This is a genomic window from Sphaerimonospora cavernae (assembly GCF_042435035.1).
Classification (GTDB): Bacteria; Actinomycetota; Actinomycetes; order Streptosporangiales; family Streptosporangiaceae; genus Sphaerimonospora; species Sphaerimonospora cavernae.
Genome location: NZ_JBHMQT010000053.1, coordinates 45,882 through 72,403, shown reverse-complemented (window position 1 = coordinate 72,403; position 26,522 = coordinate 45,882). Strand labels below are relative to the sequence as shown.

27 protein-coding genes are annotated in these 26,522 nt (G+C 70.0%); 10 read left to right on the top strand and 17 right to left on the bottom strand.

Annotated elements, in window-relative coordinates; genetic code table 11:
• Nucleotides 1-473, top strand: a 473-nt coding sequence (locus ACFHYQ_RS23510; protein WP_394303299.1) for an RloB domain-containing protein, incomplete at its 5' end; no start/stop codon positions are given.
• A gap of 21 nt (nucleotides 474-494) precedes the next feature.
• On the opposite strand, the gene hemL is transcribed toward ACFHYQ_RS23510, so the two are convergent.
• The 7 genes from hemL to ACFHYQ_RS23475 are packed head-to-tail and all read right to left on the bottom strand — an operon-like array spanning nucleotide 495 to nucleotide 8,043.
• The gene (gene hemL, locus ACFHYQ_RS23505; protein ID WP_394303298.1) at nucleotides 495-1,790 is read right to left on the bottom strand and encodes a glutamate-1-semialdehyde 2,1-aminomutase; all 1,296 of its coding nucleotides are present in this window, start codon (nucleotides 1,788-1,790) and stop codon (nucleotides 495-497) included.
• Nucleotides 1,791-1,843: 53 nt separating this feature from the next.
• On the bottom strand, nucleotides 1,844-2,488 hold the full coding sequence (locus tag ACFHYQ_RS23500) for a bifunctional DNA primase/polymerase (protein WP_394303297.1): 645 nt from the start codon (nucleotides 2,486-2,488) through the stop codon (nucleotides 1,844-1,846).
• A 32-nt stretch (nucleotides 2,489-2,520) separates the two neighbouring features.
• The gene (gene hemB, locus ACFHYQ_RS23495) at nucleotides 2,521-3,507 is read right to left on the bottom strand and encodes a porphobilinogen synthase (RefSeq protein WP_394303296.1); all 987 of its coding nucleotides are present in this window, start codon (nucleotides 3,505-3,507) and stop codon (nucleotides 2,521-2,523) included.
• 7 nt (nucleotides 3,508-3,514) lie between these two features.
• Complete coding sequence (locus ACFHYQ_RS23490; protein ID WP_394303295.1) at nucleotides 3,515-5,116, bottom strand: bifunctional uroporphyrinogen-III C-methyltransferase/uroporphyrinogen-III synthase; 1,602 nt, start codon at nucleotides 5,114-5,116, stop codon at nucleotides 3,515-3,517.
• Nucleotides 5,113-6,030: a hydroxymethylbilane synthase gene (gene hemC, locus ACFHYQ_RS23485; protein ID WP_394303294.1), complete on the bottom strand. Its 918-nt coding sequence runs from the start codon at nucleotides 6,028-6,030 to the stop codon at nucleotides 5,113-5,115. Before hemC ends, ACFHYQ_RS23490 begins: the two co-directional genes overlap by 4 nt.
• Nucleotides 6,027-7,352, bottom strand: coding sequence for a glutamyl-tRNA reductase (locus tag ACFHYQ_RS23480; protein WP_394303293.1), 1,326 nt, complete (start codon nucleotides 7,350-7,352; stop codon nucleotides 6,027-6,029). Before ACFHYQ_RS23480 ends, hemC begins: the two co-directional genes overlap by 4 nt.
• Nucleotides 7,353-7,377: 25 nt before the next feature.
• The gene (locus ACFHYQ_RS23475; RefSeq protein WP_394303292.1) at nucleotides 7,378-8,043 is read right to left on the bottom strand and encodes a redox-sensing transcriptional repressor Rex; all 666 of its coding nucleotides are present in this window, start codon (nucleotides 8,041-8,043) and stop codon (nucleotides 7,378-7,380) included.
• 151 nt (nucleotides 8,044-8,194) lie between these two features.
• Here ACFHYQ_RS23475 and ACFHYQ_RS23470 point away from each other — a divergent pair, with 151 nt between their 5' ends.
• The gene (locus ACFHYQ_RS23470; RefSeq protein WP_394303291.1) at nucleotides 8,195-8,431 is read left to right on the top strand and encodes a glutaredoxin family protein; all 237 of its coding nucleotides are present in this window, start codon (nucleotides 8,195-8,197) and stop codon (nucleotides 8,429-8,431) included.
• An 18-nt stretch (nucleotides 8,432-8,449) separates the two neighbouring features.
• Here ACFHYQ_RS23470 and ACFHYQ_RS23465 read toward each other — a convergent pair whose 3' ends face one another.
• Complete coding sequence (locus tag ACFHYQ_RS23465) at nucleotides 8,450-10,045, bottom strand: putative quinol monooxygenase (RefSeq protein ID WP_394303290.1); 1,596 nt, start codon at nucleotides 10,043-10,045, stop codon at nucleotides 8,450-8,452.
• A 111-nt stretch (nucleotides 10,046-10,156) separates the two neighbouring features.
• Here ACFHYQ_RS23465 and ACFHYQ_RS23460 point away from each other — a divergent pair, with 111 nt between their 5' ends.
• The 3 genes from ACFHYQ_RS23460 to ACFHYQ_RS23450 all read left to right on the top strand — a co-directional run bounded on the left by ACFHYQ_RS23460 (nucleotide 10,157) and on the right by ACFHYQ_RS23450 (nucleotide 12,477).
• Nucleotides 10,157-10,789, top strand: a complete 633-nt coding sequence (locus tag ACFHYQ_RS23460; protein ID WP_394303289.1) for a sigma-70 family RNA polymerase sigma factor — start codon at nucleotides 10,157-10,159, stop codon at nucleotides 10,787-10,789.
• A gap of 54 nt (nucleotides 10,790-10,843) precedes the next feature.
• On the top strand, nucleotides 10,844-11,545 hold the full coding sequence (locus ACFHYQ_RS23455) for a hypothetical protein (RefSeq protein ID WP_394303288.1): 702 nt from the start codon (nucleotides 10,844-10,846) through the stop codon (nucleotides 11,543-11,545).
• A gap of 62 nt (nucleotides 11,546-11,607) precedes the next feature.
• Nucleotides 11,608-12,477, top strand: a complete 870-nt coding sequence (locus tag ACFHYQ_RS23450) for an HAD family hydrolase (protein ID WP_394303287.1) — start codon at nucleotides 11,608-11,610, stop codon at nucleotides 12,475-12,477.
• Between the two features lie 52 nt (nucleotides 12,478-12,529).
• Here the strand turns inward: ACFHYQ_RS23450 and ACFHYQ_RS23445 are convergent, their stop codons facing one another.
• The 9 genes from ACFHYQ_RS23445 to proC form a co-directional block, all read right to left on the bottom strand.
• The gene (locus tag ACFHYQ_RS23445; RefSeq protein WP_394303286.1) at nucleotides 12,530-13,411 is read right to left on the bottom strand and encodes a lysophospholipid acyltransferase family protein; all 882 of its coding nucleotides are present in this window, start codon (nucleotides 13,409-13,411) and stop codon (nucleotides 12,530-12,532) included.
• A complete protein-coding gene (locus ACFHYQ_RS23440) occupies nucleotides 13,408-14,343 on the bottom strand; it encodes an NAD-dependent epimerase/dehydratase family protein (protein ID WP_394303285.1) in 936 nt (311 codons plus the stop codon). Before ACFHYQ_RS23440 ends, ACFHYQ_RS23445 begins: the two co-directional genes overlap by 4 nt.
• A gap of 35 nt (nucleotides 14,344-14,378) precedes the next feature.
• Nucleotides 14,379-14,477 (bottom strand): 30S ribosomal protein bS22, encoded by a 99-nt coding sequence (locus tag ACFHYQ_RS23435; protein WP_018654693.1) that lies wholly within the window; start codon nucleotides 14,475-14,477, stop codon nucleotides 14,379-14,381.
• Nucleotides 14,478-14,606: 129 nt separating this feature from the next.
• Nucleotides 14,607-14,810 (bottom strand): helix-turn-helix domain-containing protein, encoded by a 204-nt coding sequence (locus ACFHYQ_RS23430; RefSeq protein WP_030456159.1) that lies wholly within the window; start codon nucleotides 14,808-14,810, stop codon nucleotides 14,607-14,609.
• Between the two features lie 302 nt (nucleotides 14,811-15,112).
• On the bottom strand, nucleotides 15,113-16,285 hold the full coding sequence (locus ACFHYQ_RS23425; protein WP_394303284.1) for an acetoin utilization protein AcuC: 1,173 nt from the start codon (nucleotides 16,283-16,285) through the stop codon (nucleotides 15,113-15,115).
• 19 nt (nucleotides 16,286-16,304) lie between these two features.
• Entirely contained in the window at nucleotides 16,305-17,489 is a 1,185-nt protein-coding gene (locus ACFHYQ_RS23420) for an ABC transporter permease (protein WP_394303283.1), read from the bottom strand.
• Nucleotides 17,486-18,277, bottom strand: coding sequence for an ABC transporter ATP-binding protein (locus ACFHYQ_RS23415; protein ID WP_394303282.1), 792 nt, complete (start codon nucleotides 18,275-18,277; stop codon nucleotides 17,486-17,488). The genes ACFHYQ_RS23420 and ACFHYQ_RS23415 overlap by 4 nt, the downstream gene beginning before the upstream one ends.
• Nucleotides 18,274-19,758: an efflux RND transporter periplasmic adaptor subunit gene (locus ACFHYQ_RS23410; protein WP_394303281.1), complete on the bottom strand. Its 1,485-nt coding sequence runs from the start codon at nucleotides 19,756-19,758 to the stop codon at nucleotides 18,274-18,276. Before ACFHYQ_RS23410 ends, ACFHYQ_RS23415 begins: the two co-directional genes overlap by 4 nt.
• Before the next feature lie 62 nt (nucleotides 19,759-19,820).
• Nucleotides 19,821-20,615: a pyrroline-5-carboxylate reductase gene (gene proC, locus ACFHYQ_RS23405; RefSeq protein WP_394303280.1), complete on the bottom strand. Its 795-nt coding sequence runs from the start codon at nucleotides 20,613-20,615 to the stop codon at nucleotides 19,821-19,823.
• Between the two features lie 232 nt (nucleotides 20,616-20,847).
• Between proC and ACFHYQ_RS23400 the strand changes: the two genes are divergently transcribed.
• The 5 genes from ACFHYQ_RS23400 to grpE all read left to right on the top strand — a co-directional run bounded on the left by ACFHYQ_RS23400 (nucleotide 20,848) and on the right by grpE (nucleotide 26,467).
• Entirely contained in the window at nucleotides 20,848-22,416 is a 1,569-nt protein-coding gene (locus ACFHYQ_RS23400; RefSeq protein ID WP_394303279.1) for an alpha/beta hydrolase, read from the top strand.
• A gap of 105 nt (nucleotides 22,417-22,521) precedes the next feature.
• Nucleotides 22,522-22,977: a hypothetical protein gene (locus ACFHYQ_RS23395; protein WP_394303278.1), complete on the top strand. Its 456-nt coding sequence runs from the start codon at nucleotides 22,522-22,524 to the stop codon at nucleotides 22,975-22,977.
• Nucleotides 22,978-23,051: 74 nt separating this feature from the next.
• Nucleotides 23,052-23,579 carry a hypothetical protein gene (locus tag ACFHYQ_RS23390; protein ID WP_394303277.1) on the top strand — a complete coding sequence of 176 codons (528 nt, stop codon included), beginning with the start codon at nucleotides 23,052-23,054 and terminating at the stop codon, nucleotides 23,577-23,579.
• 333 nt (nucleotides 23,580-23,912) lie between these two features.
• On the top strand, nucleotides 23,913-25,781 hold the full coding sequence (dnaK, locus tag ACFHYQ_RS23385) for a molecular chaperone DnaK (protein ID WP_394303276.1): 1,869 nt from the start codon (nucleotides 23,913-23,915) through the stop codon (nucleotides 25,779-25,781).
• Nucleotides 25,778-26,467 carry a nucleotide exchange factor GrpE gene (gene grpE / locus ACFHYQ_RS23380; RefSeq protein WP_394303275.1) on the top strand — a complete coding sequence of 230 codons (690 nt, stop codon included), beginning with the start codon at nucleotides 25,778-25,780 and terminating at the stop codon, nucleotides 26,465-26,467. Before dnaK ends, grpE begins: the two co-directional genes overlap by 4 nt.
• Nucleotides 26,468-26,522 lie beyond the last annotated feature (55 nt).

The window sequence follows — 26,522 nt, the reverse complement described above, 5'->3', positions numbered from 1 at the left end:
AGCGGTCAGATCGACGCCGGGCCAGCGGCCATCACGCTCTGCGCACCGGCTGGTTGTTTACGGACGAACATGTGGACGCCGCGAGCGCTCTGGCCTTACTCTCATCGCACTCGAAGATCAAGGTGGCCTTCTCGAATCCGTCATTCGACTTCTGGCTGTATCTCCACTACAAGCTCTACGACGTCCCGCAGAACGGTTCGAACAGGGAGATCCATCGCCTGCTCGCCCGATGCTCCGGCTTCGCCGAATTCGGCGACAAGGACAAGAGGATCACCGGCGCGCGGGCACTCGAACTGCTTCCCCGGATCAAGACCGCTTGCACCAATGCACGCACCCTGGGCAAGCTGTGCGCTACGGACAAGTGTGCGCATAAGCGTGGAACCAAGCCGAATTGTGGAGCCCTTGATCAGGATCCTTCAAGCGGCATGTGGCGGCTCCTCGAAAGTCTGCGGGTCCTGCCGCTCCTGACGTAGGACGCGTTGGTCAAGTGAGCCTCAGGCCCCTGCGGCCTGGGCGGCGGCCTTGGCGGCGGTGGGGAGTGCGTCGGCGACGCGGCTGAGCGCCTCCTCGTCGTGGGCGGCCGACAGGAACCACGCCTCGAACGCCGACGGCGGCAGATAGACGCCCTGGTCGAGCATGCTGTGGAAGAACGCCCGGTAGGCCCCGGAGTCCTGGGCCTTGGCGGAGTCGAAGTCGACGACCGGCCCGTCCGTGAAGAAGATCGAGAAGAGGTTGCCCGCCCGTTGGAGCCGGTGGGGCACCCCCGCGGCGCTCAGCGCGTCCGAGGCGGCCTGTCCGACCGTCTGGGCCGCCGCGTCCACCCGGTCGTAGACGCCCTGTTCGCAGGCCCGCAGCGTGGCCAGCCCGGCGGCGCAGGCCAGCGGGTTACCCGACAGCGTGCCCGCCTGATAGACGGGCCCCTCGGGGGCGAGGTGGGCCATGACGTCTGCCCGCCCGCCGAACGCCGCCGCCGGCAGCCCGCCGCCCATCACCTTGCCGAACGTCATGAGGTCGGCCTCGACCGGGTCGATTCCGTACCAGCCGGAGGCGGAGACCCGGAAGCCGGTCAGCACCTCATCGAGGATCAGCAGTGCTCCGTGCTCGGTGCACAGCTCACGCAGGCGCCGGTTGAACCCGGCCGCCGGGGGCACCACGCCCATGTTCGCCGGGCACGCCTCGGTGATCACGCAGGCGATCTCGAACGCCCGGAACGCCTCCTCGACGGCCGCCACCGAGTTGTACGGCAGGACGATCGTGTCGGCCGCGGAGGCTCCGGTGACCCCGGGGGTGTCGGGCAGCCCGAAGGTGACCACCCCGGAGCCGGCGGACGCCAGCAGCGCGTCGACGTGACCGTGGTAGCAGCCGGCGAACTTGATGATCTTGGATCGGCCGGTGAAGCCGCGTGCGAGCCGTACGGCCGACATCGTGGCCTCGGTGCCGGAGCTGACCAGGCGGACCTTCTCGACCGGGGTGACGCGGGAGACGATCTCCTCGGCGAGCAGAACCTCGCCCTCGGTCGCGGTGCCGAACGAGAAACCGCGGCCGACGGCCTCCTCCACCGCCGCCACGACGGCGGGATGCCGGTGGCCGAGGATCATCGGGCCCCAGGAGCACACCAGATCGACGTAGCGGTTGCCGTCCACGTCTGTGACGTACGGCCCCTGCCCGGAGGCCATGAAACGGGGTGTGCCGCCCACGGCGCCGAAGGCGCGGACCGGCGAGTTCACTCCGCCGGGGACGATCTCACCGGCGCGGGCGAACAGGGCCTCCGAGGTCTGCGTTCGAGTCACGCCCCCCAGATTACGGTCTCGGATCAACGGCCCGGCTCACGGGGTTGCTGAGGTCACTCGCAGAAGTCGGCGAGCAGGTCAAGGACGCGCAGCGGGTCGGGGAGGGGACGGCCGTCGGGCGGCCGGATCCACCGCACGGCGTCGTCGTCGGGCAGCGTCGAGGGCGGCGCGAGGACGTAGCTGTCCCGGCAGTGCCAGCGCAGACTCGGCGTGGCGTCGATGGTCGCGGGCCCCGCGTCGAGATGGCACGACCACCACTCGTCCTCATCCTCGGGGGCTCCCCGGGTGGCCACGTAAAAAAGAACCCGGTCGCCGTTCTCGGCGACCGGGCCCGTCTCGAAGCCGGCGGCGTCCATCGCGGCCAGCGTGGCGGATCCCACGGCGACGGGTACGTCGAACACGTCGAACACCCGGCCGGTCGGCAGGATCACGTTGGCCTCGGGCTCCTGCCCCCACCATCGCGTGAGCAGTGTGGCGTCCGTCGTGGCCTGCACCTGCCAGGCGGGCGACAGCGGATGCCTACCGGGATCGGGACAGCCGACGCGGTCACACGAGCAGGCCCTGCCGCCCTCGGTCAGCGGATGGGCGCCGGGACAGCTCGCCCAGCCGAGCTGGGCGTATTCCAACACCGCAGTGATCTTGCGCGGCGCCCGGTGCGGACGCCGTTTCGCGCGCCGGGCCAGCGGCACCCCCACCATGGCGCTCCTCCCCACAATGCACTGTTGACCAGTCAGGATAGTCGGCGCGCCACCTCGGTCGCCCAGTAGGTCAGGATCAGGTCGGCTCCGGCGCGGCGGATCGCGACCAGCGACTCCATGATGATCCGCTCGCGGTCGATCCAGCCGTTCGCCGCCGCCGCCTCGACCATCGCGTACTCGCCGCTGACCTGGTAGGCCGCGACCGGAACGTCGACCAGGTCGCGCACCTGGCGGAGGACGTCGAGGTAGGCCAGCGCGGGCTTGACCATCACCGCGTCCGCGCCCTCGGCGAGGTCGAGCCGCACCTCGCGCAGCGCCTCGCCGACCGGCCCCGCCGGATCCTGCTGGTAGGCCGCGCGGTCGCCGAACTGGGGCGCGCACTCCGCCGCGTCCCGGAACGGCCCGTAGAAGGCGGAGGCGTACTTCGCCGAGTAGGCCATGATCGGGATGTCGGCGAAGCCGTTCGCGTCCAGCGCCGCCCGGATGGCCGCGACCTGGCCGTCCATCATGCCGCTCGGCGCGACCATCTGGGCGCCCGCGGCCGCCTGGGCGACCGCCGCCGCCGCGTAACGTTCCAGGGTGGCGTCGTTGTCCACCTCCCCGCTGTCGGTCAGCAGGCCGCAGTGCCCGTGATCGGTGTACTCGTCCAGGCAGGTGTCGGTCATCACGACGAGCGAGTCACCCACCTCGCCGGCGATGTCCCGCAGCGCGACCTGCACGATCCCGTCCGGATCGTCGGCGGCCGAGCCGCGCGCGTCCTTGTACGCCGGGATGCCGAACAGCATGATGCCGCCGACACCCGCCTCGGCCGCCTCATGGGCCGCCTTGCGCAGCGACTCGCGGGTGTGCTGGACGACACCCGGCATCGACGCCACCGGCTGCGGCTCGGCGATGCCCTCCTTGACGAACACCGGCAGGATCAGATCGGCCGGGTGCGGCCGCGTCCCCGCGACCATGCGCCGCATCGCCCCGGTACGGCGCAGCCGCCGCGGGCGAACCTGCGGAAAACGCGCGTTCACTGTGGTCTCACCTCACCCTGCGGCGGGCGCCTCTGCGCATCTGGGACGGCCGACGCGGCACCTCTCCCGCCGTGACGGCCGCGTGCCGCATCTTGGCACCATAGTCCGCCAGGGCGGCGGCGAGGGTGGAAGCCGACGGTTTCTCCGACATCACGTCGACCCGCAGGCCGAACTCCTCGGCGGTCTTCGCCGTCTGCGGGCCGATCACCGCGATGACGGTGACATTGTGCGGTTTGCCGGCGATGCCGACGAGGTTCCGTACGGTCGAGGACGAGGTGAACAGCACCGCGTCGAACCCGCCGCCCTTGATCGCCTCCCGGATCGGCGCGGGTGGAGGCGCCGCGCGCACGGTCCGGTAAGCCGTGATGTCGTCGCACTCCCAGCCGAGATCGGTGAGCCCGGCGACGAGCGCCTCGGTCGCGATGTCCGCCCGGGGCAGCAGGACGCGGTTGATCGGGTCCAGCATCGAGTCGTACGGCGGCCACTCGGCCAGCAGCCCCTCCGAGGACTGCTCGCCTGCGGGCATCAGGTCGGGCCGCACGCCGAACTCCACCAGCGCCCGGGCGGTGGCCTCACCCACCGCCGCGACCTTGAGCCCGGAGAACGCCCGCGCGTCCAGGCTGTACTCCTCGAACTTCTCCCGCACCGCCTTCACCGCGTTGGCGCTGGTGAAGGCGACCCACTCGTAGCGGCCGTTGACCAGACCCTTGATCGCCCGGTCCATCTGCTGCGGGGTGCGCGGCGGCTCGACGGAGATCGTCGGCACCTCCTCGGGCACCGCGCCGTACGAACGCAGCTGCTCGGACAGCCCCTTGGCCTGCTCCTTGGTGCGCGGCACCAGCACCCGCCAGCCGAACAGCGGCTTGGTCTCGAACCAGGACATGCGTTCCCGGTGGGCGACGTTCTCCCCGATGATGATCAACGCGGGCTCGGTCATTCCGGCGTGCTTGAGGTCGGGGCCCAGGCGACCGAGCGTGGAGACCACGGTGTACTGCTCGATGGTCGTGCCGTCACTGGTGACCGCCACCGGCGTGGTGTCCGGCATCCCCGCCGCGATCAGCGCCTTGCCGATCGGAACGGCTTCCGCCACGCCGTTGTAGATCACGAGTGTGCCGGCACAGGTCGCGTGCGCGGTCCAGTCGTCCACCTGGGCGGCGTCGACGACCCGGAACTCCGGCACGGCGGCGGCCGACGGGATGCCCGCGTAGGCCGGCACGGCCGTCGCCGGCGTGACGCCGGGGACGACCTCGAACTCGACGTCGGCCTTGCCGCATGCCGCGACCTCCTCGGTCACGGAGGAGAAGAACGACGGGTCGCCGGGGCACAGCCGTACGACGGTCCGTCCGGCCCTGGCCTCCTGGAGGATCTTCAACGACACCGAGTTCTCCGCCGGGTGCGCCGAGACGTCCGTCGTCTCCACGACCTCGACACCCTTCCGGCAGTGGCGCAGCAGAGAGCCGTACGCCCCGCGGTCCAGGACGACGACGTCCGCCTTGCTCAACAGGTCGGCACCACGCAGCGTGAGCAGGTTCTCGTCACCCGGGCCGGCGCCGACGAACGCGACGAACCCGGACCGGGACTGTGGACTGTGGTCAATAGCGGGGCTCAATGGGCCTGCTCCCCCATCAACGTGCCGGCCCCTTCCGCGATCATGGCGGCCGCGAGATCGCGACCCAGGTCCATGGCCGCCGGAGAAGGTCCGGAGGCGGACTTGCGCACGGACCGGAGGCCGTCGACGGCGACGACGGCCGCGGTTAGATTGAGAATGTGCCCGTCACCGGAGGCAAAGGCACCTACCGGCGCCGAGCATCCGGCCTCGAGGGCGGCGAGCACCGAGCGCTCAGCCGTCACCGCCGCCCGCGTGTGCGGGTCGTCGAGGACGCTCAGCAACTCGATGAGATCGGTGCGGCTCGCCAGGCACTCGACGGCGAGGGCGCCCTGCCCGGGAGCGGGCAGCACCTCGTCCACCTCGAACACCTGCGAGATGTCGGAGTCCCGGCCGAGACGGCCCAGCCCGGCGGCGGCCATGACCACGCCGTCCAGCTCGCCGGAGGTGACCTTGCCGATGCGGGTGTCCCCGTTCCCCCTGATGGGGACGTACTCCAGGTCCGGTCTGAGCATGCGGAGCTGGGAGACCCGGCGCGGCGAGCCGGTGCCGATCCGTGCCCCGGCGGGCAGGTCGGCGAACTTGACGTTGCTGACGAGTGCGTCCCGCGGGTCGTCCCGCACGGTGATCGCGGCCAGGGCGATCCGCTCGTCCGGGGTCGTGGGCAGGTCCTTCAACGAGTGGACGGCGAAGTCGATCTCACCGTCGATCAGCTTGTTGCGCAGCTCGCTCACGAAGACGCCGGTCCCGCCGAGCTGGGTCAGGTGGGCCCGCGAGACGTCGCCGAACGTCGTGACGCCCACCAGCTGTACGGCTCGGCCGGTGCGTGCGGTCAGGCGGTCGCCGACGCGCCCGGACTGGGTGGTCGCCATCACGCTCTTGCGGGTGCCCATCCGCAGGGCGGTGTCACCGCTCATTGGTCTGCCTCCATCCTGGAAACGGCCTCCGGAGCCGCCGGGTCGAGGTCGAACAGCTCGCGAAGCGCCTCCGCGTACTGATCACCCCCGGGCGAAGCGGCCAGTTTCTTGATCCGCACAGTCGGCTCGTGCAGCAGCTTGTCCACCACCCTGCGCACGGTCTGGGTGACCTCGTCGCGCACCCGCCCGTCGATCTCGGGCAGTCGCGACATCAGCCGGCCGATCTCGGCCTCGACCACGCCCGCGGCCATGCTGCGCAGCGCTATCACGGTCGGCGTCACCACGGAGGCCCGTTCGGCGTCCAGGTAGGCCGCGGCCTCCTCCGCGATGATGCGCCGGACATCGCCGATGGCCCGGCCTCGCCCACCGTCGGTCACTCCCTCGGACGGGCCGTCGGAGCCCAGCCCGGACCGCTGCATCGACTCCAGGTCGACCAGCGTCACCTCCGGGAGCGCCCGCACACCGGGATCCACGTCGTGCGGCAGCGCCAGGTCGAGCAGGAACAGCGCGTCGTGGCGGCCCCGCATCGCGGTCTCCACCATTTCGACGGTGATCGACCGGTGGCCCGCCCCCACACAGGAGATGACCAGGTCGGCCCTGGCCAGCTCGGCCTGGACCGCAGCCGACTCCACGGCCCGCCCGCCGACGATCCCGGCGAGCCGTACGGCGCGCTCGAAGGTGCGGTTGGCGATGACGATGTCGGTGACGCCGGCCCGGGACAGGGTCGCGGCCGCCAGCGAGCTCATCGAGCCCGCGCCGACGACCAGGGCGCGTCTGCCCGCGATCGGGCCGATGACCCGCTCGGCGAGGGTCAGGCCCACCCCGACCAGCGAGGCCCCGGCCTGGTCGATGCCGGTCTCGGCGTGGGCCCGCTTACCGACGCGCAGCGCGTGCTGGGCGAGTTCGTTGAGTATGGTCCCGGCGGTGCCCTCGTCCTGGGCCAGCCGCAGCGCCGAGCGGATCTGACCGAGGATCTGCCCCTCGCCGACGACCATGGAGTCGAGCCCACAGGCGACGGTGAACAGGTGCTGGACCGCACGCTCCCGGTAGTGCACGTAGAGGTGGTCGGCGAGCTGCCCGGTCGGCAGGCCGGAGTGCACGGCCAGCAGGTCCGTCACCGCCGTCACGCCGCCGTGGAAGCGGTCGACGGCCGCGTAGACCTCCACCCGGTTGCACGTGGACACGACGAGGGCCTCGGAGACGTTGTCGTCCTGCCGCACGTCGTGCAGCAGCTTGACGAGTGCGTCGCCGCTCACCGTGACGCGCTCGAGCATCGCCACCGGGGTCGTGTGATGGCTGAGGCCGACGGCCAGGAGACTCATGAGTTCGCTCCGTTCGATCGCTCACTCACATGACCACCCCGTCCGCTTTGCGCTGCTCGTGGAACGCCAGGATCTGCAACTCGATCGATAAATCGACTTTTCGGACATCCACTCCGTCGGGTACGGACAGGACGACCGGAGCGAAGTTCAGGATGCTCGTCACCCCCGCCTCGATGACCCGGTCACAGACCTGCTGGGCCGCGCTCGCCGGCGTCGCGATCACCACAATCGACACCCCACGCCTTTTGATCACGGTTTCCAGCTCGTCGGCGTGCTCGACGGTCAACCCCGCGATACGGTCGCCCACCACCTGCGGGTCCCCGTCGAGCAGGCCCGCGATCCTGAACCCCCTGGACACGAACCCGCCATAGTTGGCGAGGGCTCGCCCGAGGTTACCCACCCCGACGATGGCCACGGCCCAGTCCTGGGTGAGACCCAGCTCACGGGAGATCTGGTAGATCAGATACTGGACGTCGTAGCCCACTCCCCGGGTGCCGTACGAGCCGAGGTGGGACAGGTCCTTGCGGAGTTTGGCCGAGTTCACCCCGGCTGCCGCCGCGAGATCCTCCGAGCTGACCGTCGGAGTGCCCCGCTCGGCCAGCCCATTGAGCGCGCGCAGGTACAGCGGCAGCCTCGCCACGGTGGCGTCGGGGATACCGCGGTCGCGTGCTTGCGGGATACGGCGGGTCACGTGCCGGAGCTCCAAGGGGTGAAGGCGATTGGACATCAGATTAGTGCCTTTGTGAAGGCATGCACAAAGTCGGGCCTGTGTCTCCACTGTCCCAGCCTGGACGCTCGATCGCGAACTCGCCCCGTGCTCTCCGCCCAAATAAGCTGGGAACATGACGCGGATCATGTTGCTCGGGAAACCCGGGTGCCACCTGTGCGAGGAAGCCCGCGCGGTGGTCGAACGCGTGGCCGGCGATCTCGGGGTGAGCTGGGAGGAGCGCGACATCACCCGGTCTCCCGAGGACTTCGCCAAGTACTGGGAGATGATCCCCGTCATCCTGGTCGACGGTGTGCAGCAGGGCTACTGGCACATCGACGAGGCCCGCCTGCGCGCCGCGCTGTCCAGGTGAGCCCGCGAAGACCGCGCACTAGAAGAGCGCGGTCGGGAGAGGGACGACCTTGGCCGCGTTGACGGAGAGCTCGATGACGTTCGCCGCCAGCACCAGCGGCTGCCGTTCTGTGACGAAGCGCTCCATGTGCGGCTGGCGCTGGTGCTCTGTGTAGCCGACTTCATCCCGGTAAAGCTCATAGACGATGCGCTGGAGCGGTGCCGACTTGACCGCGTGGCAGACGAAGACCAGCGTGTCCGGCTCGTTACGCCGCACCGCCTCGACCGTCTCCTCCGCCAGCTTGTCGAACGCCTCTCCCGAGCCGTCCAGCAGCGTGAACACCGTCAGCAGCCCGTAGATGCCGGGCGCCGGTCGCACCGTACGGTCGCCGCGTTTGGCCGCCTGCCCTGTCGCATGCTGCCCTGTCGCATGCTGTCCCGCCGCGTGCGACCCGGTCGCGCGCTGCCTGGCCGCTGCCCCGCCGAAACCGACCCCGAAATTCGCCGCAAGATCCTCGGGGATCGGCGCGGCCTCGGGAACCGGCGGCGCCCCGACCGGCATGCCGTACTCGGGCCCGTACTCGGCACCGTACTCGGGCGAGACCATGATCTGGCCCGTGGCGGGACCGCCGAAGTCGTCCGGCTGAGGCTGCCGGGGATCGAAGTCCGGAGGGGGAGGGAAATCGCCATGCGGCCGCCTGGGGGGAAAATCGTCCTGGTGCTGTCGCATCCTGGCGGCGTAGTCGACCTCGCTCTGCTCACCGGCCCGATATTCCGCGACGAGGTCGCCCAGGCCGGAGCGGCGCGGCGGGATCGCACCTCCCGCCTTGGAATCCGCCGCAGCGCTCACCTGCCCCCCAGTTGAGCGGGATGAGCGGGCTGAGCGGGCCCCGGCGGATGGACGAGTAGCGGCGCTCCGCCCTTCGGTGGCGTCGTAGCCGTCGTCGTCGTCCTCATCATCCTCGTCGTCGTACGGCGCGAGCGGCCGGGCCACGGCGTACCAGATCCCACCGGCGGTCGCGGCCATGAGAGCCACGATCACGATCCCGGGGAGCGTGAGCTCGAGAGCGGCCGACAGCGCCATGCCCGCCGGGGCGAGCACGACCGTCGCGTTCATGTTGTCGACGTCGTAGTCGTCCCCGTCGCGCCAGCTCAGCATGGCGATCGCCAGCGAGATCAGCAGCATCAGGATCACGAGCCCGTGGACTCCGCGTAGCAGCCACTCGGGCCAGATGTCCCAGTGCGCCGGGCCGTCGGGAAGCTGCTTGGTGAACTGCCCGGCGAGGGGGTCGAGCAGCATGATCACCGACCCGACCACGGTGACGGAGACGCCGATCAGCCACCCCGAGAAACGGGCCGACGCCTTCTCGGCCAGAAGTTGCATCACGCCCACCGCGAGCCACAGCGGTGCCAGCAGCGATCCGGTGATCTGGAGTGCCCGGAAGGTCGGCCCCCCGAAACCGGCGAGGTGACCGATGGCGATCGCACCGAGCGACAGAGTCAGCGCGCCCGTGGTGATGCTCCAGGCGACCAACCAGCCCGCGGGCTCGCCGCGAAGACGATTGACGAGCACGCCGGTCGTTATCCCGGCGAGCAGGGCGCCGGCGAACGCGAGGAGAGCGACAACGAGTTCCATGGTGGACCCCATGCTGCCGGACAATCCCTTCTCATCGGTAGCCGGTGCCCGGCCCTGTACGGGTAGAGTGTTCGAGCACGCCGACTCCCCTTCCCCCCCAAGGGACACCGGATGCCGAACACGTGGCCGTTGGCCGGGCTGTCCCCACCAGCCACCGCCCGCCGCATCACCCACGAGCACGAACACGAACACGATCGTGACGAAATGCGGGCGCTGGTGCTGCGCGCCAAGACGGGCGACAGCGAGGCGTTCGGCATGCTCTATGACCGGTACCTCGACCTGGTCTACAGGTACGTCTACTTTCGGGTGGGCGGTCACGCCCTCGCCGAGGACCTCACCAGCGAGACCTTCCTGCGCGCGTTGCGCGGCATCGCCGACTTCACCTGGCAGGGCCGCGACTTCGGGGCCTGGCTGGTGACGATCGCCCGCAATCTTGTCACCGACCACTACAAGTCGGGCCGCAACCGCCTGGAGGTGACCACGGCCGAGGTGTTCGACACGCCCCTCGACGGCCCGCACATCCCCGAGAACGCCGTTGTCGCGAACATGGTCAACGAACGGGTGATGCAGGCGATCAAGCAGCTCGGCGCGGAGCAGCAGGAGTGCGTGATCCTACGGTTCCTGCACGGGATGTCGCTCGCCGAGACCGCGCTGATCATGGGCAAGAAGAGCGGGGCGATCAAGGCGCTCCAGTTCCGCGCGATCAAGTCACTGGCCCGCGCGCTACCGAAGGATCTCGATTAGCACAACCTGCCGTAACTCCATCGGTTTCACCTCGTTGGGCAGGTGTAGGGGTTGATGATCAAGTGGGGGGCGGCGGGGAGCGTCATGGGCCGGTGGAAGAACTCGCGCCGGGTCGCGGCACGCGTCGCCGATCTCGGCGCGCTTCCCGGCCCGAGCCCGGAGTTCCACGCCCGCCTGCGCGCGGAGTTGCTTCGCGAGCACGCCGCCGAGAGGGCGCGGCAGGCCGCCGCCGCGCCGAAAACGGTCCGGCGTCGGCACCGGCACCGCGCGTCCCGCCGCCGCTCGGCGTTCGGCCCGATCCTGGTGTTCGCGCTGCTGATGGTCGGCATGTTCGCCACCGGTGTCAGGACACATCACTCTGTGCCGGGTGACCTGCTCTATCCACTCAAACGAGGGGCCGAGTCGACGCTGCTGTCCCTGGCGTACGACGATGAGGACCTCGCCCGGCGGGAGATGGCGGCGGCACATCTGCGGGCGGCGGAGACGGCGTGCCTCCTCGACGAGCCCGCTCCGCGGGAGTCCGCGCCGGAACGGCGCCGGCTGATCGCGGAGACCCTCGACGACATGGACACCACGACGAGGGCCGCCCTGAGCCACGTCGTGCGCGACAGCCAGACGACCGGCGAGGCCCGCCGCTTCGCACGTCAGCAGCGCACATTGGTGGAGCCGCTGCTGCCGAAGCTCGACCGCACGAATCGCGACAAAGCACAGCAGTACCTGAGCTATATCGACTCCTTCGCGGCTTCCGGCCAGTGACACGGCACCCGCCGCTCACGCTCACGCCGCGCACGCGCTCCCGGCGGTTAAGCTGATGAGCCATGAGGCGGCTATTGCGACGGCGGGAGGCGGCGGAGATGGCCGGTGAGGTGGCTGCCGCAGCGGTCCTCGCGGCCCCGGCGGTCGAGCCCGACCCCACGGCGGCCGCGTTCTTCGACGTCGACAACACGATGATGCGCGGCGCCTCGATCTACCACTTCGCCCGCGGCCTGGCCGCGCGGGGCCTGTTCACCACCAGGGATCTCACGAAGTTCGCCCTCGGTCAGGCATGGTTTCGGATCCGGGGCAACGAGAACCCGGAGCACATCGCCAAGGCCAAGGAGATGGCGCTCGCGTTCGTGGCCGGCCTGAAGGTCGACGACGTCGTACGGCTGGGCGAGGAGATCTACGACGAGGTGATGGCCGACCGGGTCTGGGCCGGCACCCGGGCCCTGGCCCAGGGGCACCTGGACGCCGGACAGCGGGTGTGGCTGGTCACCGCCACCCCGATCGAGCTGGCCCGGGTGATCGCCCAGCGACTCGGCCTGACCGGGGCTCTCGGCACGGTGGCGGAGACCTCCGGCGGCGCCTATACCGGCAGGCTCGTCGGCGACCTGCTCCACGGGCCGGCCAAGGCCGAGGCCATCCGGGCGCTGGCCCGCCGCGAGGGACTCGACCTGTCCCGCTGCTCGGCCTACAGTGACTCGGCCAACGACCTGCCGATGCTCTCGCTGGTCGGGCACCCACACGCGATAAACCCCGACAGCGAGCTGCGCGAACACGCCAGGGAGCAGGGCTGGGACACCCGCGACTTCCGGACCGGCCGCAAGGTCACGATGGTCGGTCTGCCGATCGCCGCGACCGCCGGCGCGATCGCGGGAGGCGTGGCGGCCGGCATCGCCCTGCGCAAGCACTACCGTTCGATGGTCTGATCTCCCCGCTCCCGCCGTTCATGACACGGCCAGAACGACACAGCCCGAACGGTCAGAACGGCTGGAATGCGGGGCCACGGCGGAGACGGACGTCATTGAGCCGCTGCTGCATGGTCTCCCGGATGTGATCGGTCAGCTCGAAGATCACGGCCGGATCGTCGGCCTGCTCCGGGTCGAACTCGTCGGTGCGGATCGGCTCGCCGAACTCGATCAGCCACTTCGACGGCAGCGGAACCAGCCCGAACAGGCCGAGCCAGGGGAAGAACGGAGTGATCGGCAGGTACGGCAGGCCGAGCATCCTGGCCAGCACCGGAACCTCGCCGATCTTGGGGTAGATCTCCTCCGCCCCCACGATCGAGCAGGGAACGATCGGCACGCCGGCGCGGATCGCCGAGGTGACGAAGCCGCCCCGGCCGAACCGCTGGAGCCGATAGCGCTCCGAGAACGGCTTGCCGATGCCCTTGAAGCCCTCGGGGAACACCCCGACCAGCTCTCCCTTGCGCAGTAGCCGGTCGGCGTCCTCCGGGCAGGCCAGCGTGTGGCCGCCCTTGCGGGCCAGGTGACCCAGCATGGGAAGCTGGTAGACCAGGTGCGCGCCCAGCAACCGGACCGCCCGGCCCGCCTCGTCGTGCGACGCGACCTGCAGCATCAGCGCGTCGAGCGGCAGCGTGCCGGAGTGGTTGGCCACGACGAGGGCACCCGAGTCCACGGGCACGTTCGCCACGCCGAGGGTCTCCACCCGGAACCAGTGCCGGTAGAGCGGTCGCAGCAGCTCAAGCAGCACCTTGTCGTGAAACTCCGGATCGAAGCCGAACTCGTCGATCTCGTAATCTCCCGAGATCCTGCGCCGCAAGAACGCGAACAGCTCGGTCATCGCCTCGCCCACATCCCGGCTCGTCTCGGGGCTCGTCTCGGGGCCCGTCGGCTCGCTCATCGCCGCCCCGCCAGGAAGTCTTCGAACGCGGCGGCCGTACCGAACTTCGGCCGCCGACCGAGCTCGGCGGCGAGCCGACCGGCGTCCACAACCCGTCCGTGCGTCAGCAGCGAGAGCTGTTCCGACGAGAAGCCGAGAAGCCGCAGCGCCGGGGACGGCACCGGCACCACCGGCCGGCCCGCCCGCCGAGCGCACTGGGACAGGAGCAGCACGCCGTCGCCGGCCACGTTGAACACGCCCGGGTGGTCCTGCCGCGCGACACGGCCGAGCACCTCGACCGCGTCGTCCTCATGAACGAACTGCAACCGCGGGTCGAAGCCGAACACGGTGGGCAGCACAGGCTGCGAGAAGTACCGCGTCAACGGCGAATCGACGCCGGGACCCATCAGGGCGGCGAACCGCAACGTGGTGGTCACCACGTCCGGCCGCCGCCGGGAGAAGCCCCGGACGCTCGCCTCGACCTCGACCGCGTCCTTCTCGTAACCGTGGTGCGACGCCTCGGCCGGCTCGGTGTCCTCACTGAACACGGCCGGGGCGTTCGGCGATGAGCCGTACACGGCCGTGGTCGAGCGCACCACCACCCTGCGCACCGTCTCCGATCGCTGGCACGCCGCCAATAACTGCATGGTGCCGATGACGTTGTGCTCCTTGACGGCTGAGCGGCTCTTGGCCGGGCCGCTCACCAGGCTCAGGTGCACCACGGTGTCGACGTCCGCCGCCGAGATGACCCGCACCACGTCAGGGCTGCGCAGGTCGACGCGGACGAATTCGGTACGGCCGAGCGGCGGCGTGCCGTCATCCCGGGACGGGGAGGAGGGCGGCACCGTGTCGACGCCGATCACACGGTCGACGTCCGGGTCCGCGGCGAGAGCGCTCGCCACTCGCCGGCCGATATGGCGGGAGACCCCGGTGACGAGCACGTTATGGGCCATCGACGCCTCGCATGGCAGGTGCGCGCTCCGTCCGGCTACTTCTTGTTACGCCGCTGGATGCGCGTCTTCTTGAGCAGCTTGCGGTGCTTCTTCTTGGCCATGCGCTTGCGGCGCTTCTTGATCACAGAGCCCACGGGACCCCCAGGTGAAGGTGGCGGATGTCGGAACCGGCGCGCGAGCGCACACCGGCTCAACAGCCTACCGGCGATCCGCGGTAGATCGCTCCCCAGGGACCCCGCATGGCCGCTGATCAGCGGGCCGCCTCATCCGGCTTCGATGAACGCGTCCCTCAAGTAGTCGTGCACCGCCTGCTCCGGCACTCTGAAGGAACGGCCGACCCTGATGGCCGGCAACTCGCCCGAGTGCACGAGCCGGTACACCGTCATCTTGGACACCCGCATGACAGTGGCCACCTCTGCCACCGTCAGAAACTTCACCTCGCTGAGAGGTCTTTCGCCTGCACCCATCGGACGCCTCTTCCGCACGTGTTTCCGGGTTATCCCCACTGGTGCCATCGCTCACGCACGTGTACTGCTGTCAGCGTAAGTCGGGACTCCGAGTAGGCAAACCCCCCATTTTGCGGCCCCGCTTCGGCAAAATCGGGAAAGTCGCTGGCAGCAGCCGCCCCGCCCCTCGCATCACAATGCTGGAACAGACCAACGCCTTACCCTTCAGCCTCGCCCAGGAACACCGAAAAGTTGGCAAACGGTGAGGCGAGGGATCGGAAAGTGGCTCCGAGATACCCTGATTTGGGGTGCCCGAAAGGCGTTCAAGGCATCGGATCCAGACCGTGGAACGGGAAGACCGCGTTCCTGGTCGCCATGATCGCCCGATCGGTCGCGTCCGCCGGGTCGTATCCCTCGGAGATCTCGCGCCAGGACGCGTCCCGCCCGTCGGTCATCGTCAGCGGCGCCGTCTCCTCCAGCCGCTCCTCGACCAGGGCGCGCCAGCTTCCCGGAGTCGGCGTCCGCGGGTCGACGGGGGCGCCGACCGCCTCCGCGATCAGATGCGTCCACGCCCGCGGCACGACCCGCACGAGTTCGTAACCTCCGCCGCCCACGGCGATCCACCGTCCGCTCGCGGTCTCATGGGCCAGCCCGTGCAGCGCCGCGTAAGCCGTACGCTGGCCGTCCACGCTCAGCATGAGGTTGGCGAGCGGATCGAGCGCGTGGCTGTCGCAGCCCTGCTGCGTCACCAGCACCTCCGGCGCGAACTCGCGCAGCAGCGGCGGCACGACGGCGTGGAAGGCCCGCAGCCAGCCCGCGTCACCGCAACCGGCGGGCAGCGCCACGTTGACCGCGGTGCCCTCCGCCCCCTCGGCGCCCGTCTCCTGCGGAAAGCCCGTTCCCGGGAAGAGCGTGCGCGGGCTCTCGTGCAAGCTGATCGTGAGCACCCGCGGGTCGTCGTAGAACATCGCCTGGACGCCGTCGCCGTGGTGGACGTCGACGTCCACGTAGGCGACCCTGGAGGCGCCCTGGGAAAGCAGCCAGGCGATCGCCACGGCCGGGTCGTTGTAGACGCAGAACCCGCTCGCCGTGGCCGCCATCGCGTGGTGCAGGCCGCCCGCCACGTTGACGGCGTGCTCGGCCTCGCCGCGCCACACCGCGCGTGCCGCCGCCAAGGTCGCCCCGGTCACCAGGGCCGCCGCCTCATGCACGCCGACGAAGGCGGGGTTGTCGTCCGTGCCCAGCCCGTGGCGCAGGTCGGGACGGCCGCTCCTGGAGACCGCCTTGACCGCCTCGATGTAGTCCCGTTTGTGCACGAGCGCCAGTTCGTCGTCGGTGGCCGGGACGCAACCGCCCATTTCGGCGCCGTCCAGCACGCCCAGATCGCGGGCGAGGGCCATGGTGAGCTCGACGCGCACCGGTGCGAGTGGATGACCGGGACCGAAATCGTAGGAAACCAGGGCGTCATCCCAGATGACGCGTACCGCCTGACTCATGACCACGACCGTATCGCGGTCATTCGCTGCGCAGGGCGACCACCGGGTCGAGCCGGCCCGCCCGCCGCGCCGGCGCGACCCCGAAGAAGACGCCGACCACCGCCGAGACCCCGAAGGCGAGGACGATCGACCACCACGTGATCGCGGCCGGCACCGGCGTGACCGCCCCGATCAGCAGCGCCCCGCCCACGCCGAGGACGATGCCGATCGTGCCGCCGATCGTCGTCAGCAGCACGGCCTCGATGAGGAACTGCCCGAGTATGTCCCGCTGACGGGCTCCGAGGGCCTTGCGCAGACCGATCTCCTTGGTGCGCTCCCTCACTCCGACGAGCATGATGTTGGACACACCGACTCCGCCGACCAGCAGCGAGATGCCGGCGATGGCGGCCAGCACCCCGGTGAGCATGCCGAGGACCGTGCCGATCGCGCCGAGGAGCTGCGTCTGGGTGACGGCGGAGAACTTCTCATCCGGGTAGCGGGCCTCCAGCGCGGCCACCACCCGGCCGCGCAGCGGCTCGATCTCGTCGGGTCCGGAGGCGCCGACCGCGACGCCGTTGATCCGGTCGAGCCCGATCAGCCGCTGCGCCGTGGTGACCGGGACGTGCACCTCCTGGTCCCTGGCGACGCCGAAGGTGGAACCGACCGTCTCATATACCCCGACCACCCGGAACCGCACCCCGGCGATCGCCACCTGGCGGCCGACCGGGTCCACGTCGCCGAACAGCTTCCTGGCCACCTCCGCGCCCAGGACGGCCACGCGGCGACGGGTGTCGACATCGGTCCCGCTCAGGTTGCGCCCGCGGTGCAGCGGCCGTTCGAAGATGCCGGGCATGTACTCGTCGGTGCCGGTGATCGTGGCGAACACCTCGGTGCGCCCCACCCGGACGGGCTCGCCGGAGTTCACGGCGACCGTCACCTTCGACGGGTCGCCGACGACGCGCCTCAGATAGGCCACGTCGGCCAGGTCGAGGCGGCTCTGCGTCGGCACGGCGCCCAGCCCCACCTGGCCGGGCACCACCAGGATGATGTTGCTGCCCAGTCCGGCGATCTCCTTCTCGACCGCGTTCTTGGCCCCGGTGCCGATCGCCACCAGGATCACCACCGCCAGCACACCGATGATCACGCCGAGCATGGTGAGCATGGTGCGCAACCGGTTGACCCGGAGTGCCTCCAGCGCCATCCGGAGCGCTTCGGCCGTCCTCACCGTGGGTCACCGTCCCGTTGGCCTCCTCGGTGCCGTTCGTTCCGTTCGTTCCATTCGCTCCGGATGTCCCGCCGGGCCGTACGGGCGGCGGCCGTGTCGAGCTCCACGAGCCCGTCGCGGACGTGGATCTGGCGGCGGGCCCGCGCCGCGACTCCCTGATCGTGGGTCACCAGCACCACCGCGACGCCGCCGTCGACGTTGAGCCGTTCCAGCAGGCCCATCACCTCCTCGCCGTTGCGCGAGTCGAGGTTGCCGGTCGGCTCGTCGGCGAGCAGCACCTCGGGATCGCCGACCAGAGCCCGCGCGATGGCCACCCGCTGCTGCTCGCCGCCGGACATCTGGGACGGGCGATGCCCGAGCCGGTGACCGAGCCCGACCGCTTCCAGCGCGGCCCTCGCCCGCGCCCGCCGCTCCGGCCTCGGTACGCCCCGGTAGACCAGGGGAAGTGCGACGTTGTCCAGCGCCGAGGTGCGGGCCAGCAGGTGGAAGGACTGGAAGACGAAGCCGATCGCCTGGTTGCGCAGCTCGGCCAGCCGGGTGTCGTCGAGGGTGGACACGTCCACCCCGCCCACCCGGAGCACGCCGGACGTCGGCCGGTCGAGACAGCCGAGGAGATGCATGAGCGTGGACTTCCCCGACCCCGACGGCCCCACGATCGCCACGAACTCCCCCTGGTCGATGCACAGGGTGACCCCGCGCAGCGCGTCGACGCGGACGCCGCCGTCGAGCGGATAGGAGCGGACGAGGTCCACGGCCTCGAACGCCGGCGCCGGCCGTGCGGCGGTCATGGGAGGGGCTGGCCGGGGCGGATGGTGTCCGCGGCCCTGACCACGACGCGCTCGCCCGGCGACACCCCGGCGAGGATCTCCACGACCGCGTCGCCCTGCGCGCCCAGCCTGATCACGCGGCGCTCGGCCCTGCCGTCGCGCACCGCCCAGACGATGGCGTCCCGCCCGCTGGTCACGACCGCCGAAGCGGGTACGGCCACCGCGTCGGGGGACTGCCGCACGGTGAGCCGCACCACCGCGCTCATCCCCGGTTTGGGCGCGGGGGCCGCGCCGCCGCCGTCGTAGGCGCCCTCGCCGAGTTCGAGCCGTACGGGATAGCTGACGCCGCCGGTCGCCCCCTGCTTGGGAGAGATGCCGACGCCCACCACCGTGGCGGTGTAGCTCGCGCCGGTCACCGCGTCGAACTCGGCCTGGGCCGGCGTCCCCTTCTTCACGAGCAGCACGTCGGTCTCGTCGACATCTGCCGAGAGTGTGAGCGTGGAGACATCGGTCACCGTGACGATGGCGTCCCCCGCGGCGACCGGCACCCCGGCCGCGATGACACCGCTCGACCGGCCGCTGCCGGGAGCCGTCAGCCGACTACTGAGCGCGCCCAGGTCACCCAGGCCGCCAAGGCCACCCGCGCCGCCGAGCGCGCCCAGGCCGCCGAGGCCCGCCGCACCGCCGGAGGAGGGACCCCCGAGCGTGACCACTCCGCCGAACGGCGCCCTGACGACCAGGGCGTCCACGGTCCGCCTGGCGGCCAGTACGGCGGCCCTGGTCTGCGACCGCGAGGCCTCCTGCAGGGACGACATGGACGCCGTCAGCCCACTCAGGCCCGACCGCAACTGGCCGGTCAGCTGCGTGGTCAGCCGGCCGGTCACCTGTGAGAGCACCTGATTGAGTGACCGGTTGAGCGACCGGTTGAGGTTCGCGACCACCTGATCGAGCGCCCGCCGCTGGTCCCGCTGCCGCGCCTGCGCCTCGTCGATCGCGGACAGCAGGGCGGCCCTGATCGCGGGGTCGTCTATCGCCTTCGTCGCCTTCCTGGCCCTGGCGAAGCCCTGTGCGACCTGCGAGTCCAGGGACGTGGAGGTCAGGTTCAGGCTCGGCGGGCTCACGGCTGCCGATCCGAGTCCGGAGGGCGGGCCGGACCCGCCGGGCACACCGGCCATGGAGATCGGCCGGGCTGCCTTCCTGTCGGCCTTCTTGGCCTCGGCGAGATGCTCTCGCGCCTGAGGTGAGCTGATCCGCGCCAGGATCTGGCCCTTCTTCACCGTGTCGCCGTCCTGGACGTAGATCGCGGCGACGGTGCCCGCGACCGGGGCCGTCATGGTGGCTGCGGCCCGCGCGACGACGGTCGCCGGCGCCTCGACGACCTCACTGACCGGCGCACGGGCGACCGTGCCGATCTGCGCTCTGGCCGGCTCAGCGGAGGTGCAGCCGGCGACCAGGACAATCGGAACGGCGAGCAACGGGAGAAGCCCGCGACGAAATGTCACCGGCCCATCGTAAAGGGACGGTCAAGCCGCCTTTCCGGGAGACCGGCTGACGGTCTGGCCTGTCAGCCGGAGGCGAGCCGGCGGCTGCGGTCGCGAGCGGCCTCGATGGCGTCGAGGAACGCCGCGCGCACGCGGTGCCGTTCGAGTTCGGCGATGGCGGAGATCGTGGTGCCACCGGGCGAGGTCACGGCCTCACGCAGGATCACCGGGTGCTCCCCCGAGTCGCGCAGCATGATCGCCGCACCGACGATCGACTGCGTGACCATGTCGAGCGCGGCGGCGCGGGGCATGCCCAGCAGGATGCCCGCGTCGACCATGGCCTCGACCAGGTAGAAGAAGTACGCCGGCCCGCTGCCGGACAGCGCGGTGGCCGCGTCCTGCTGCGATTCCGGGATGCGCAGCACCTTGCCGACCGGGCTGAGCAGCGCCTCCGTGCGCTTCAGGTGCTCCTCTGACGCGTACGAGCCAGCCGAGATGACGCTCATGGCCTCGTCGACCAGAACCGGGGTGTTGGACATGACCCGGACGACCGGGACCTGCCCGTCCAGTCGGGACTCGACGAACCCGGTCGTGATGCCGGCGGCCACGGAGATCACCAGCCGGTCGGCCGGCACGTACGGCGCGATCTCGGCCAGCAGCGTCTGCATGTCCTGCGGCTTGACCGCCAGGATGAGCGTCTCGGCGCCCTTGGCGGCCTCGGCGTTGTCCGCCACCGCCACGCCGTACCGCTCACGCAGCGCGTCGGCCCGGTCCGGCCGGCGTGCCGTCGCTATGATCTGCTCGGGCCTGAACCCGGCGCGCAGCAGCCCCGAGAGCAGGGCCTCACCCATCTTGCCGGTCCCGAGAATCGCGATCATGCATCTACCTCTTCATGGAGATCTTCCTCGCGGCCTGCCGAGCCCCCTGGCTAACCCGCCGACGAGCCCATCGAGCTTACCGCCCGCGTGACGGAGCGGCCGTGCTCGAGTTGCGGTTTCGCAACCGACTGGGCGTCGTTGCCGACTCTTACTGTCTCTGTCAGGAATGATCGCTCGATGGCGCCGTAAGCCGGTTCCAACGAGGAGCCGCCCGCGCTGAAGGGGTAACCAGGTGAAAAAGATCCTCATCGCGCTGGCCACAGCCGGCCTGGGGCTGAGCGGAGCACTGGTCGCCGGACCCGCGACCGCCGATGCGCCCGCGGCCCCCGAATACACCCCGCCGCCTCTCCAATGGGCGCAGTGCGAGGACCTCCCGGCGGGCATCGAGTGCGCGATGGTCGAGGTCCCGATGGACTACCACCGGCCACGCGGCCAGAAAATCAAGATCGCGGTATCGCGTAAGAAGGCGACCGACACGGCCCGCTACCAGGGCGCTCTGCTGTTCAACCCGGGCGGTCCCGGCGGCAGCGGCCTGGCCTACCCGGCAGTCATGGGGGCGCGGCTCGGCGCCGATCTGGCCGCGCGGTACGACCTGATCGGCTTCGACCCGCGCGGCGTCGGCGCCAGCGAACCGTCGCTCAGTTGCGACCCGCACTACTCCGACCCTGTGCGGCCCGACTACGTGCCGGCGAACCCGCCGGAGGAACTCGCCTGGGCCGAACGGGCGCGCGGCTACGCCGCGGCGTGCGGCGAGAAGTACGGCGATCTGCTCAAGCACATGTCCACGACCGACGCGGCCATGGACATGGACCAGATCCGCAAGGCGCTCGGCCAGCGGCAGATCAGCTACGTCGGCTACTCCTACGGCACCTACCTCGGCGCCACCTACGCCACGCTGTTCCCGGGCAGGGTACGCCGCCTGGTCCTGGACAGCATCGTCAATCCCAAGCGGATCTGGTACGGCCACAACATCGACCAGAACCACGCCTTCGAGGCCCGGGCCAAGGAATTCTTCGCCTGGATCGCCAAGTACGACGACACCTACCACCTGGGCACGACGGCCGCCGACGTGGAGAATGCCTACTACGCCGCCCGCGCCAAGCTGAAGGCGACCCCCGCCGAGGGCAAGGTCGGTCCGGACGAACTCGACGACACGTTCCTCGCCGGCGGCTACCTCAAGAGCCGCTGGCCACGCCTCGCCGAGGCGCTCGCGAAGTACGCCACGGCGGGTGAGACGGACGCGCTGCTCAGCGCCTTCGGCGTCTACGGCGACAACAGCGGCGACGACAACACACTGGCGGTCTACTCCGCCGTCGAGTGCTCCGACGCCCGCTGGCCGCGCGACTGGACCACCTGGCACACCGACTGGTCGCGCTCCTACCGTACGGCGCCCTTCCTGAGCTGGGGGAACGCCTGGTTCAACGCCCAGTGCGCGTTCTGGCCGGTGCACGGGCGCGAGCAGCGGATCGACGGCCGGTCGGTCAAGGACGCACTGTTCTTCCAGGACACCAAGGACGCGGCAACGCCGTACCAGGGCGGGCTCGAGATGCACAAGCTGTTCCCGACCTCGCGCCTGGTGGTGATGGACGGCGGCGGCAACCACGGCCTGACCGGTCGCGGCGACGCCTGCGTCGACGACATCTGGAAGGCGTACCTGACCGACGGCACGCTGCCCGCGAGCCGGCCGGGGCCGGACGCGCACTGCGCGCCGTTCCCCGACCCGGTGCCGCCGTCCGTGGCCGCGACGCTCAAGTCCGCGGCCCCGCAGCAGCACGACGACTGGGTGCCGGGCGAGCGCTGACGTCCCACCCGTCATTGAGAGCACCCGGCATTCAGAGCACCCGGCCCGCCGCCTCGCGGGCCGGGCATCGGTGAACCCGGCCGACACGGTGACCGTTTCAGGGATATGAGAACCTTCTGGCTCGTCGCACTCCTGTTCATGGCCGCCGCCTGTGGAGACCCCTCGTCCACATCGGCGTCGGGATCGGCGTCCGGGTCGGGTGGACCCGACGAGCCGGTCGGCGTACCGGCCAGTACGGCCACTCCGAGCGGTTCGCCGTCCCCCGTCACCCCGATGGGGCACACCCTCAACACTCACAAGGTGCCGTGGGTCAGCGCGACTCCCTCTGGGGACGGGCGATCGCTTGACGTCGTCTGGTGGTCGGGCGTCGAGCCGTGCAACGTGCTCGACCGGGTCGAGGTCGACGAACGGGCGGACAAGGTGGTCGTCACGCTTTACGAGGGTCAGGACCCGCGCTCGCCCGACGCGGTCTGCATTCTCATCGCGATCCAGAAGACGACCAAGGTCGAGTTGCGCGCCCCGTTGGCCGGCCGGAAGATCGTTGACGGTGCGGCGAGTTGAGCCCCGCACCCAGACTGAGCCGAGGCTTGAACCGCGACTTGAACCGCGATGCCGCCGCCTCCGTACTTAGGGGTATGCGTACCATCCACGGCATCACCACGACCACGGTCGCCGGTGCGGCCATCGCGGCGGTCGTCACCGCTGTCCTCACCGTGACGACCGCCTCCGGGGCGCTGGGCGCTCCCGGCCGCATCTCGCCCTCGGCCCCGCCCGGCCCGGTCGCCCCCGCGGTGGGGCCCTCGTCCCCCGCGGATGCCGGCCCGGTGAAACCGCACGGGCGCACGCTGGGCACGCACAAGGTGCGATGGCGCAGCATCAAGCCCGTCGCCCACGGCAGGAAACTGCGGATCACCTGGTGGTCGGGGGTCGCTCCGTGCACCGTGCTCGACCGCGTCAAGACGAAGGAGACGGCCAGGAAGGTGGTCGTCACCCTCTACGAGGGCACCGATCCGGCCGCCAAGGACACGATGTGCATCTCGATGGCCATCAAGAAGTCCACCACCGTGAAGCTGCGCGCCCCGCTCGGCAAGCGGAAGATCGTCGACGGCGCCGAACCTCAACCCAAGCCCAAGCCAACACCAGAGCCAACACCCCCCGCGTGATCTTGTAATTACTCGCAGAGATGGTCACTGACCTGCACAAACCCCACCCGAGATCTTGCACTTGCTTGCACAGAAGGCTGATGACCTGCGCCATCCCTCTTCGTGATCTTGCAGAAAATCACATGAAACCCCCTGGACCAGGGGCTTCACCATTCGCGATCTCGCACCTGCGAGGTCGCGAATGTCGTTTTTCACGGCGGCATCGGGCCGGGGGGCGGAATGAGGTCGCGCGACTCGAGGTTGAGTCCAGTAGGCTCAAGTCGTTTGACAAAGACTCGTTGGCAACACAAGATTGAGCCCGACCGACTCAACTTTGATTACAAGGACGTACTCATGGCACGTGCGGTAGGTATCGACCTGGGGACGACCAACTCCGTCGTCTCGATCCTCGAGGGCGGCGAGCCCACGGTCATCGCGAACGCGCAGGGCTCGCGGACCACACCGTCCGTAGTCGCGTTCGCAAAGAACGGTGAGGTCCTGGTCGGCGAGGTCGCCAAGCGGCAGGCGGTGACCAACGTGGACCGGACGATCCGCTCGGTCAAGCGCGAGATGGGCACCAACTGGTCCGTCGAGATCGACGGCAAGAAATTCACACCTCAGCAGATCAGCGCGTTCGTCCTGCAGAAGCTCAAGCAGGACGCGGAGGCCTATCTGGGCGAGAAGATCACCGACGCGGTGATCACCGTTCCGGCGTACTTCAATGACGCCCAGCGGCAGGCCACCAAGGAAGGCGGCCAGATCGCGGGCCTGAACGTGCTCCGGATCATCAACGAGCCCACCTCCGCCGCCCTGGCGTACGGCCTCGACAAGGAGCAGGACCAGACAATCCTCGTCTTCGACCTCGGCGGCGGCACCTTCGACGTGTCGCTGCTCGACGTCGGCCAGGAGGACGGCCACGGCTTCGTCGAGGTGAAGGCCACCAGCGGCGACAACCACCTGGGCGGCGACGACTGGGACCAGCGCGTCGTCGACGAGCTGGTGACCCGCTTCAAGAACGCGCACGGCGTGGACCTGTCCAAGGACAAGATGGCCCTCCAGCGCCTGCGTGAGGCGGCGGAGAAGGCCAAGATCGAGCTGTCCGCGCAGACCGAGACCACGATCAACCTGCCCTACATCACCGCCTCCGCCGAGGGCCCGCTACACCTCGAGGAGAAGCTGACCCGAGCCGAGTTCCAGCGGATCACCGCCGACCTGATCGAGCGCTGCAAGGGCCCGTTCAACCAGGTGATCAAGGACGCCGGCGTCAAGGTCTCCGACATCGCCCACGTGGTGCTGGTCGGCGGCTCGACCCGCATGCCGGCCGTGACCGAGTTGGTGAAGGAGCTGACCGGCGGCAAGGAGCCCAACAAGGGCGTCAACCCGGACGAGGTCGTCGCCATCGGCGCCGCGCTCCAGGCCGGCGTGCTCAAGGGCGAGGTCAAGGACGTCCTGCTGCTCGACGTCACCCCGCTCAGCCTCGGCATCGAGACCAAGGGCGGCATCTTCACGAAGATCATTGAGCGTAACACCACGATCCCGACCAAGCGGTCGGAGGTCTTCACCACGGCGGAGGACAACCAGCCGTCGGTGCAGATCCAGGTGTACCAGGGCGAGCGTGAAATCGCCTCGTACAACAAGAAGCTGGCGACCTTCGAGCTGACCGGCATCGCGCCGGCACCCCGTGGCATCCCGCAGATCGAGGTCACCTTCGACATCGACGCGAACGGCATCGTCAACGTCTCCGCGAAGGACCTCGGCACCGGCAAGGAGCAGTCGATGACCATCACCGGCGGCTCGGCGCTGCCGAAGGATGACATCGACCGCATGATGCGCGAGGCGGAGTCCTACGCCGAGGAGGACAAGCAGCGCCGCGAGGATGCCGAGGTCCGCAACAACGCCGACGCGCTGGCCTACCAGACGGAGAAGTTCCTCCGGGAGAACGACGACAAGATCCCGTCCGACGTGAAGACCGAGGTCAACGACTCGCTCGCCGAGCTCAAGAAGGCGCTGGAGGGCACCGACACGGCCGCCATCCGCACCTCGGCCGAGAAGCTCGCGACCGTCAGCCAGAAGATGGGCTCGGCCATCTACGCCCAGTCCCAGGCCGCGAGCAGCGGCGACGGGGCGCCGGCGGCCGACGCTCAGCAGGGCAGGGCCGATGAGGACGTGGTCGAGGCGGAGATCGTCGATGACGAGCCGAAGCAGGAGGGCGGCAGCAAGTGACCCCGCGTGAGAACGGTTCCGAGGAGGGGCCGGTGATCCGCGACAATCGCAAGATCGACCCGGAGACGGGGAAGGTCCGCGAGTCCGCCGACACGCCCGCTGAGAACACGCCCACTGAGAACAGGGCCGCCGGGCAGGAGCCCGGTGAGGAAACGCGGGCCACGGCCCAGGCGGACGCCCAGATGTCGGGTCTCCTCGCCGAGCGCACGGCCGATCTGCAGCGCCTGCAGGCGGAGTACAGCAACTACCGCAAGCGGGTCGAACGGGATCGGGTCGCCGTCAGAGAGCAGGCCACCGCGAGCGTGCTCGCCGAACTCCTGCCGGTGCTCGACGACATCGGCCGGGCTCGCGACCACGGCGAGCTCACCGGAGGTTTCGCCAAGGTGAGCGAGTCGCTGGAGGCGATACTCGGCAAGCTGGGGCTGAGCCCGTACGGCACGAAGGGCGACCCGTTCGACCCGGAGGTGCACGAGGCGCTGATGCACAGCTACTCGTCGGAGGTGACCGAGCCGACGTGCGTCGAGGTCCTCCAGCTCGGATACCGGGCCGGTGACCGCATCCTGCGCCCGGCCCGTGTGGCCGTCGCGGAACCCCCTGAAGGCGAAGCTCCCGGCGGCGCAGCGGAGGCGGCCGGATCGACCGAATCAGCGGAACCCGGCGCGTCCGGCGCTCCGGACGAGAACTGAACACGATGACTCTCCCCCGATCGGCGAAGATCGGGGGAGACAGTCGAGAAACCCG

Excerpts from the sequence above, each read along its gene's own strand:
- ACFHYQ_RS23445 (WP_394303286.1), bottom strand. The coding sequence starts at position 13,411 with ATGAGCGAGCCGACGGGCCCCGAGACGAGCCCCGAGACGAGCCGGGAT.
- ACFHYQ_RS23425 (WP_394303284.1), bottom strand. The coding sequence starts at position 16,285 with ATGAGTCAGGCGGTACGCGTCATCTGGGATGACGCCCTGGTTTCCTAC.
- ACFHYQ_RS23480 (WP_394303293.1), bottom strand. The coding sequence starts at position 7,352 with ATGAGTCTCCTGGCCGTCGGCCTCAGCCATCACACGACCCCGGTGGCG.
- ACFHYQ_RS23395 (WP_394303278.1), top strand. The coding sequence starts at position 22,522 with ATGAGAACCTTCTGGCTCGTCGCACTCCTGTTCATGGCCGCCGCCTGT.
- ACFHYQ_RS23450 (WP_394303287.1), top strand. The coding sequence starts at position 11,608 with ATGAGGCGGCTATTGCGACGGCGGGAGGCGGCGGAGATGGCCGGTGAG.
- ACFHYQ_RS23465 (WP_394303290.1), bottom strand. The coding sequence starts at position 10,045 with ATGGAACTCGTTGTCGCTCTCCTCGCGTTCGCCGGCGCCCTGCTCGCC.
- ACFHYQ_RS23430 (WP_030456159.1), bottom strand. The coding sequence starts at position 14,810 with ATGGGTGCAGGCGAAAGACCTCTCAGCGAGGTGAAGTTTCTGACGGTG.
- ACFHYQ_RS23470 (WP_394303291.1), top strand. The coding sequence starts at position 8,195 with ATGACGCGGATCATGTTGCTCGGGAAACCCGGGTGCCACCTGTGCGAG.
- ACFHYQ_RS23390 (WP_394303277.1), top strand. The coding sequence starts at position 23,052 with ATGCGTACCATCCACGGCATCACCACGACCACGGTCGCCGGTGCGGCC.
- ACFHYQ_RS23460 (WP_394303289.1), top strand. The coding sequence starts at position 10,157 with ATGCCGAACACGTGGCCGTTGGCCGGGCTGTCCCCACCAGCCACCGCC.
- ACFHYQ_RS23440 (WP_394303285.1), bottom strand. The coding sequence starts at position 14,343 with ATGGCCCATAACGTGCTCGTCACCGGGGTCTCCCGCCATATCGGCCGG.
- hemC (WP_394303294.1), bottom strand. The coding sequence starts at position 6,030 with ATGAGCGGTGACACCGCCCTGCGGATGGGCACCCGCAAGAGCGTGATG.
- ACFHYQ_RS23415 (WP_394303282.1), bottom strand. The coding sequence starts at position 18,277 with ATGACCGCCGCACGGCCGGCGCCGGCGTTCGAGGCCGTGGACCTCGTC.
- proC (WP_394303280.1), bottom strand. The coding sequence starts at position 20,615 with ATGATCGCGATTCTCGGGACCGGCAAGATGGGTGAGGCCCTGCTCTCG.
- dnaK (WP_394303276.1), top strand. The coding sequence starts at position 23,913 with ATGGCACGTGCGGTAGGTATCGACCTGGGGACGACCAACTCCGTCGTC.
- ACFHYQ_RS23455 (WP_394303288.1), top strand. The coding sequence starts at position 10,844 with ATGATCAAGTGGGGGGCGGCGGGGAGCGTCATGGGCCGGTGGAAGAAC.
- ACFHYQ_RS23500 (WP_394303297.1), bottom strand. The coding sequence starts at position 2,488 with ATGGTGGGGGTGCCGCTGGCCCGGCGCGCGAAACGGCGTCCGCACCGG.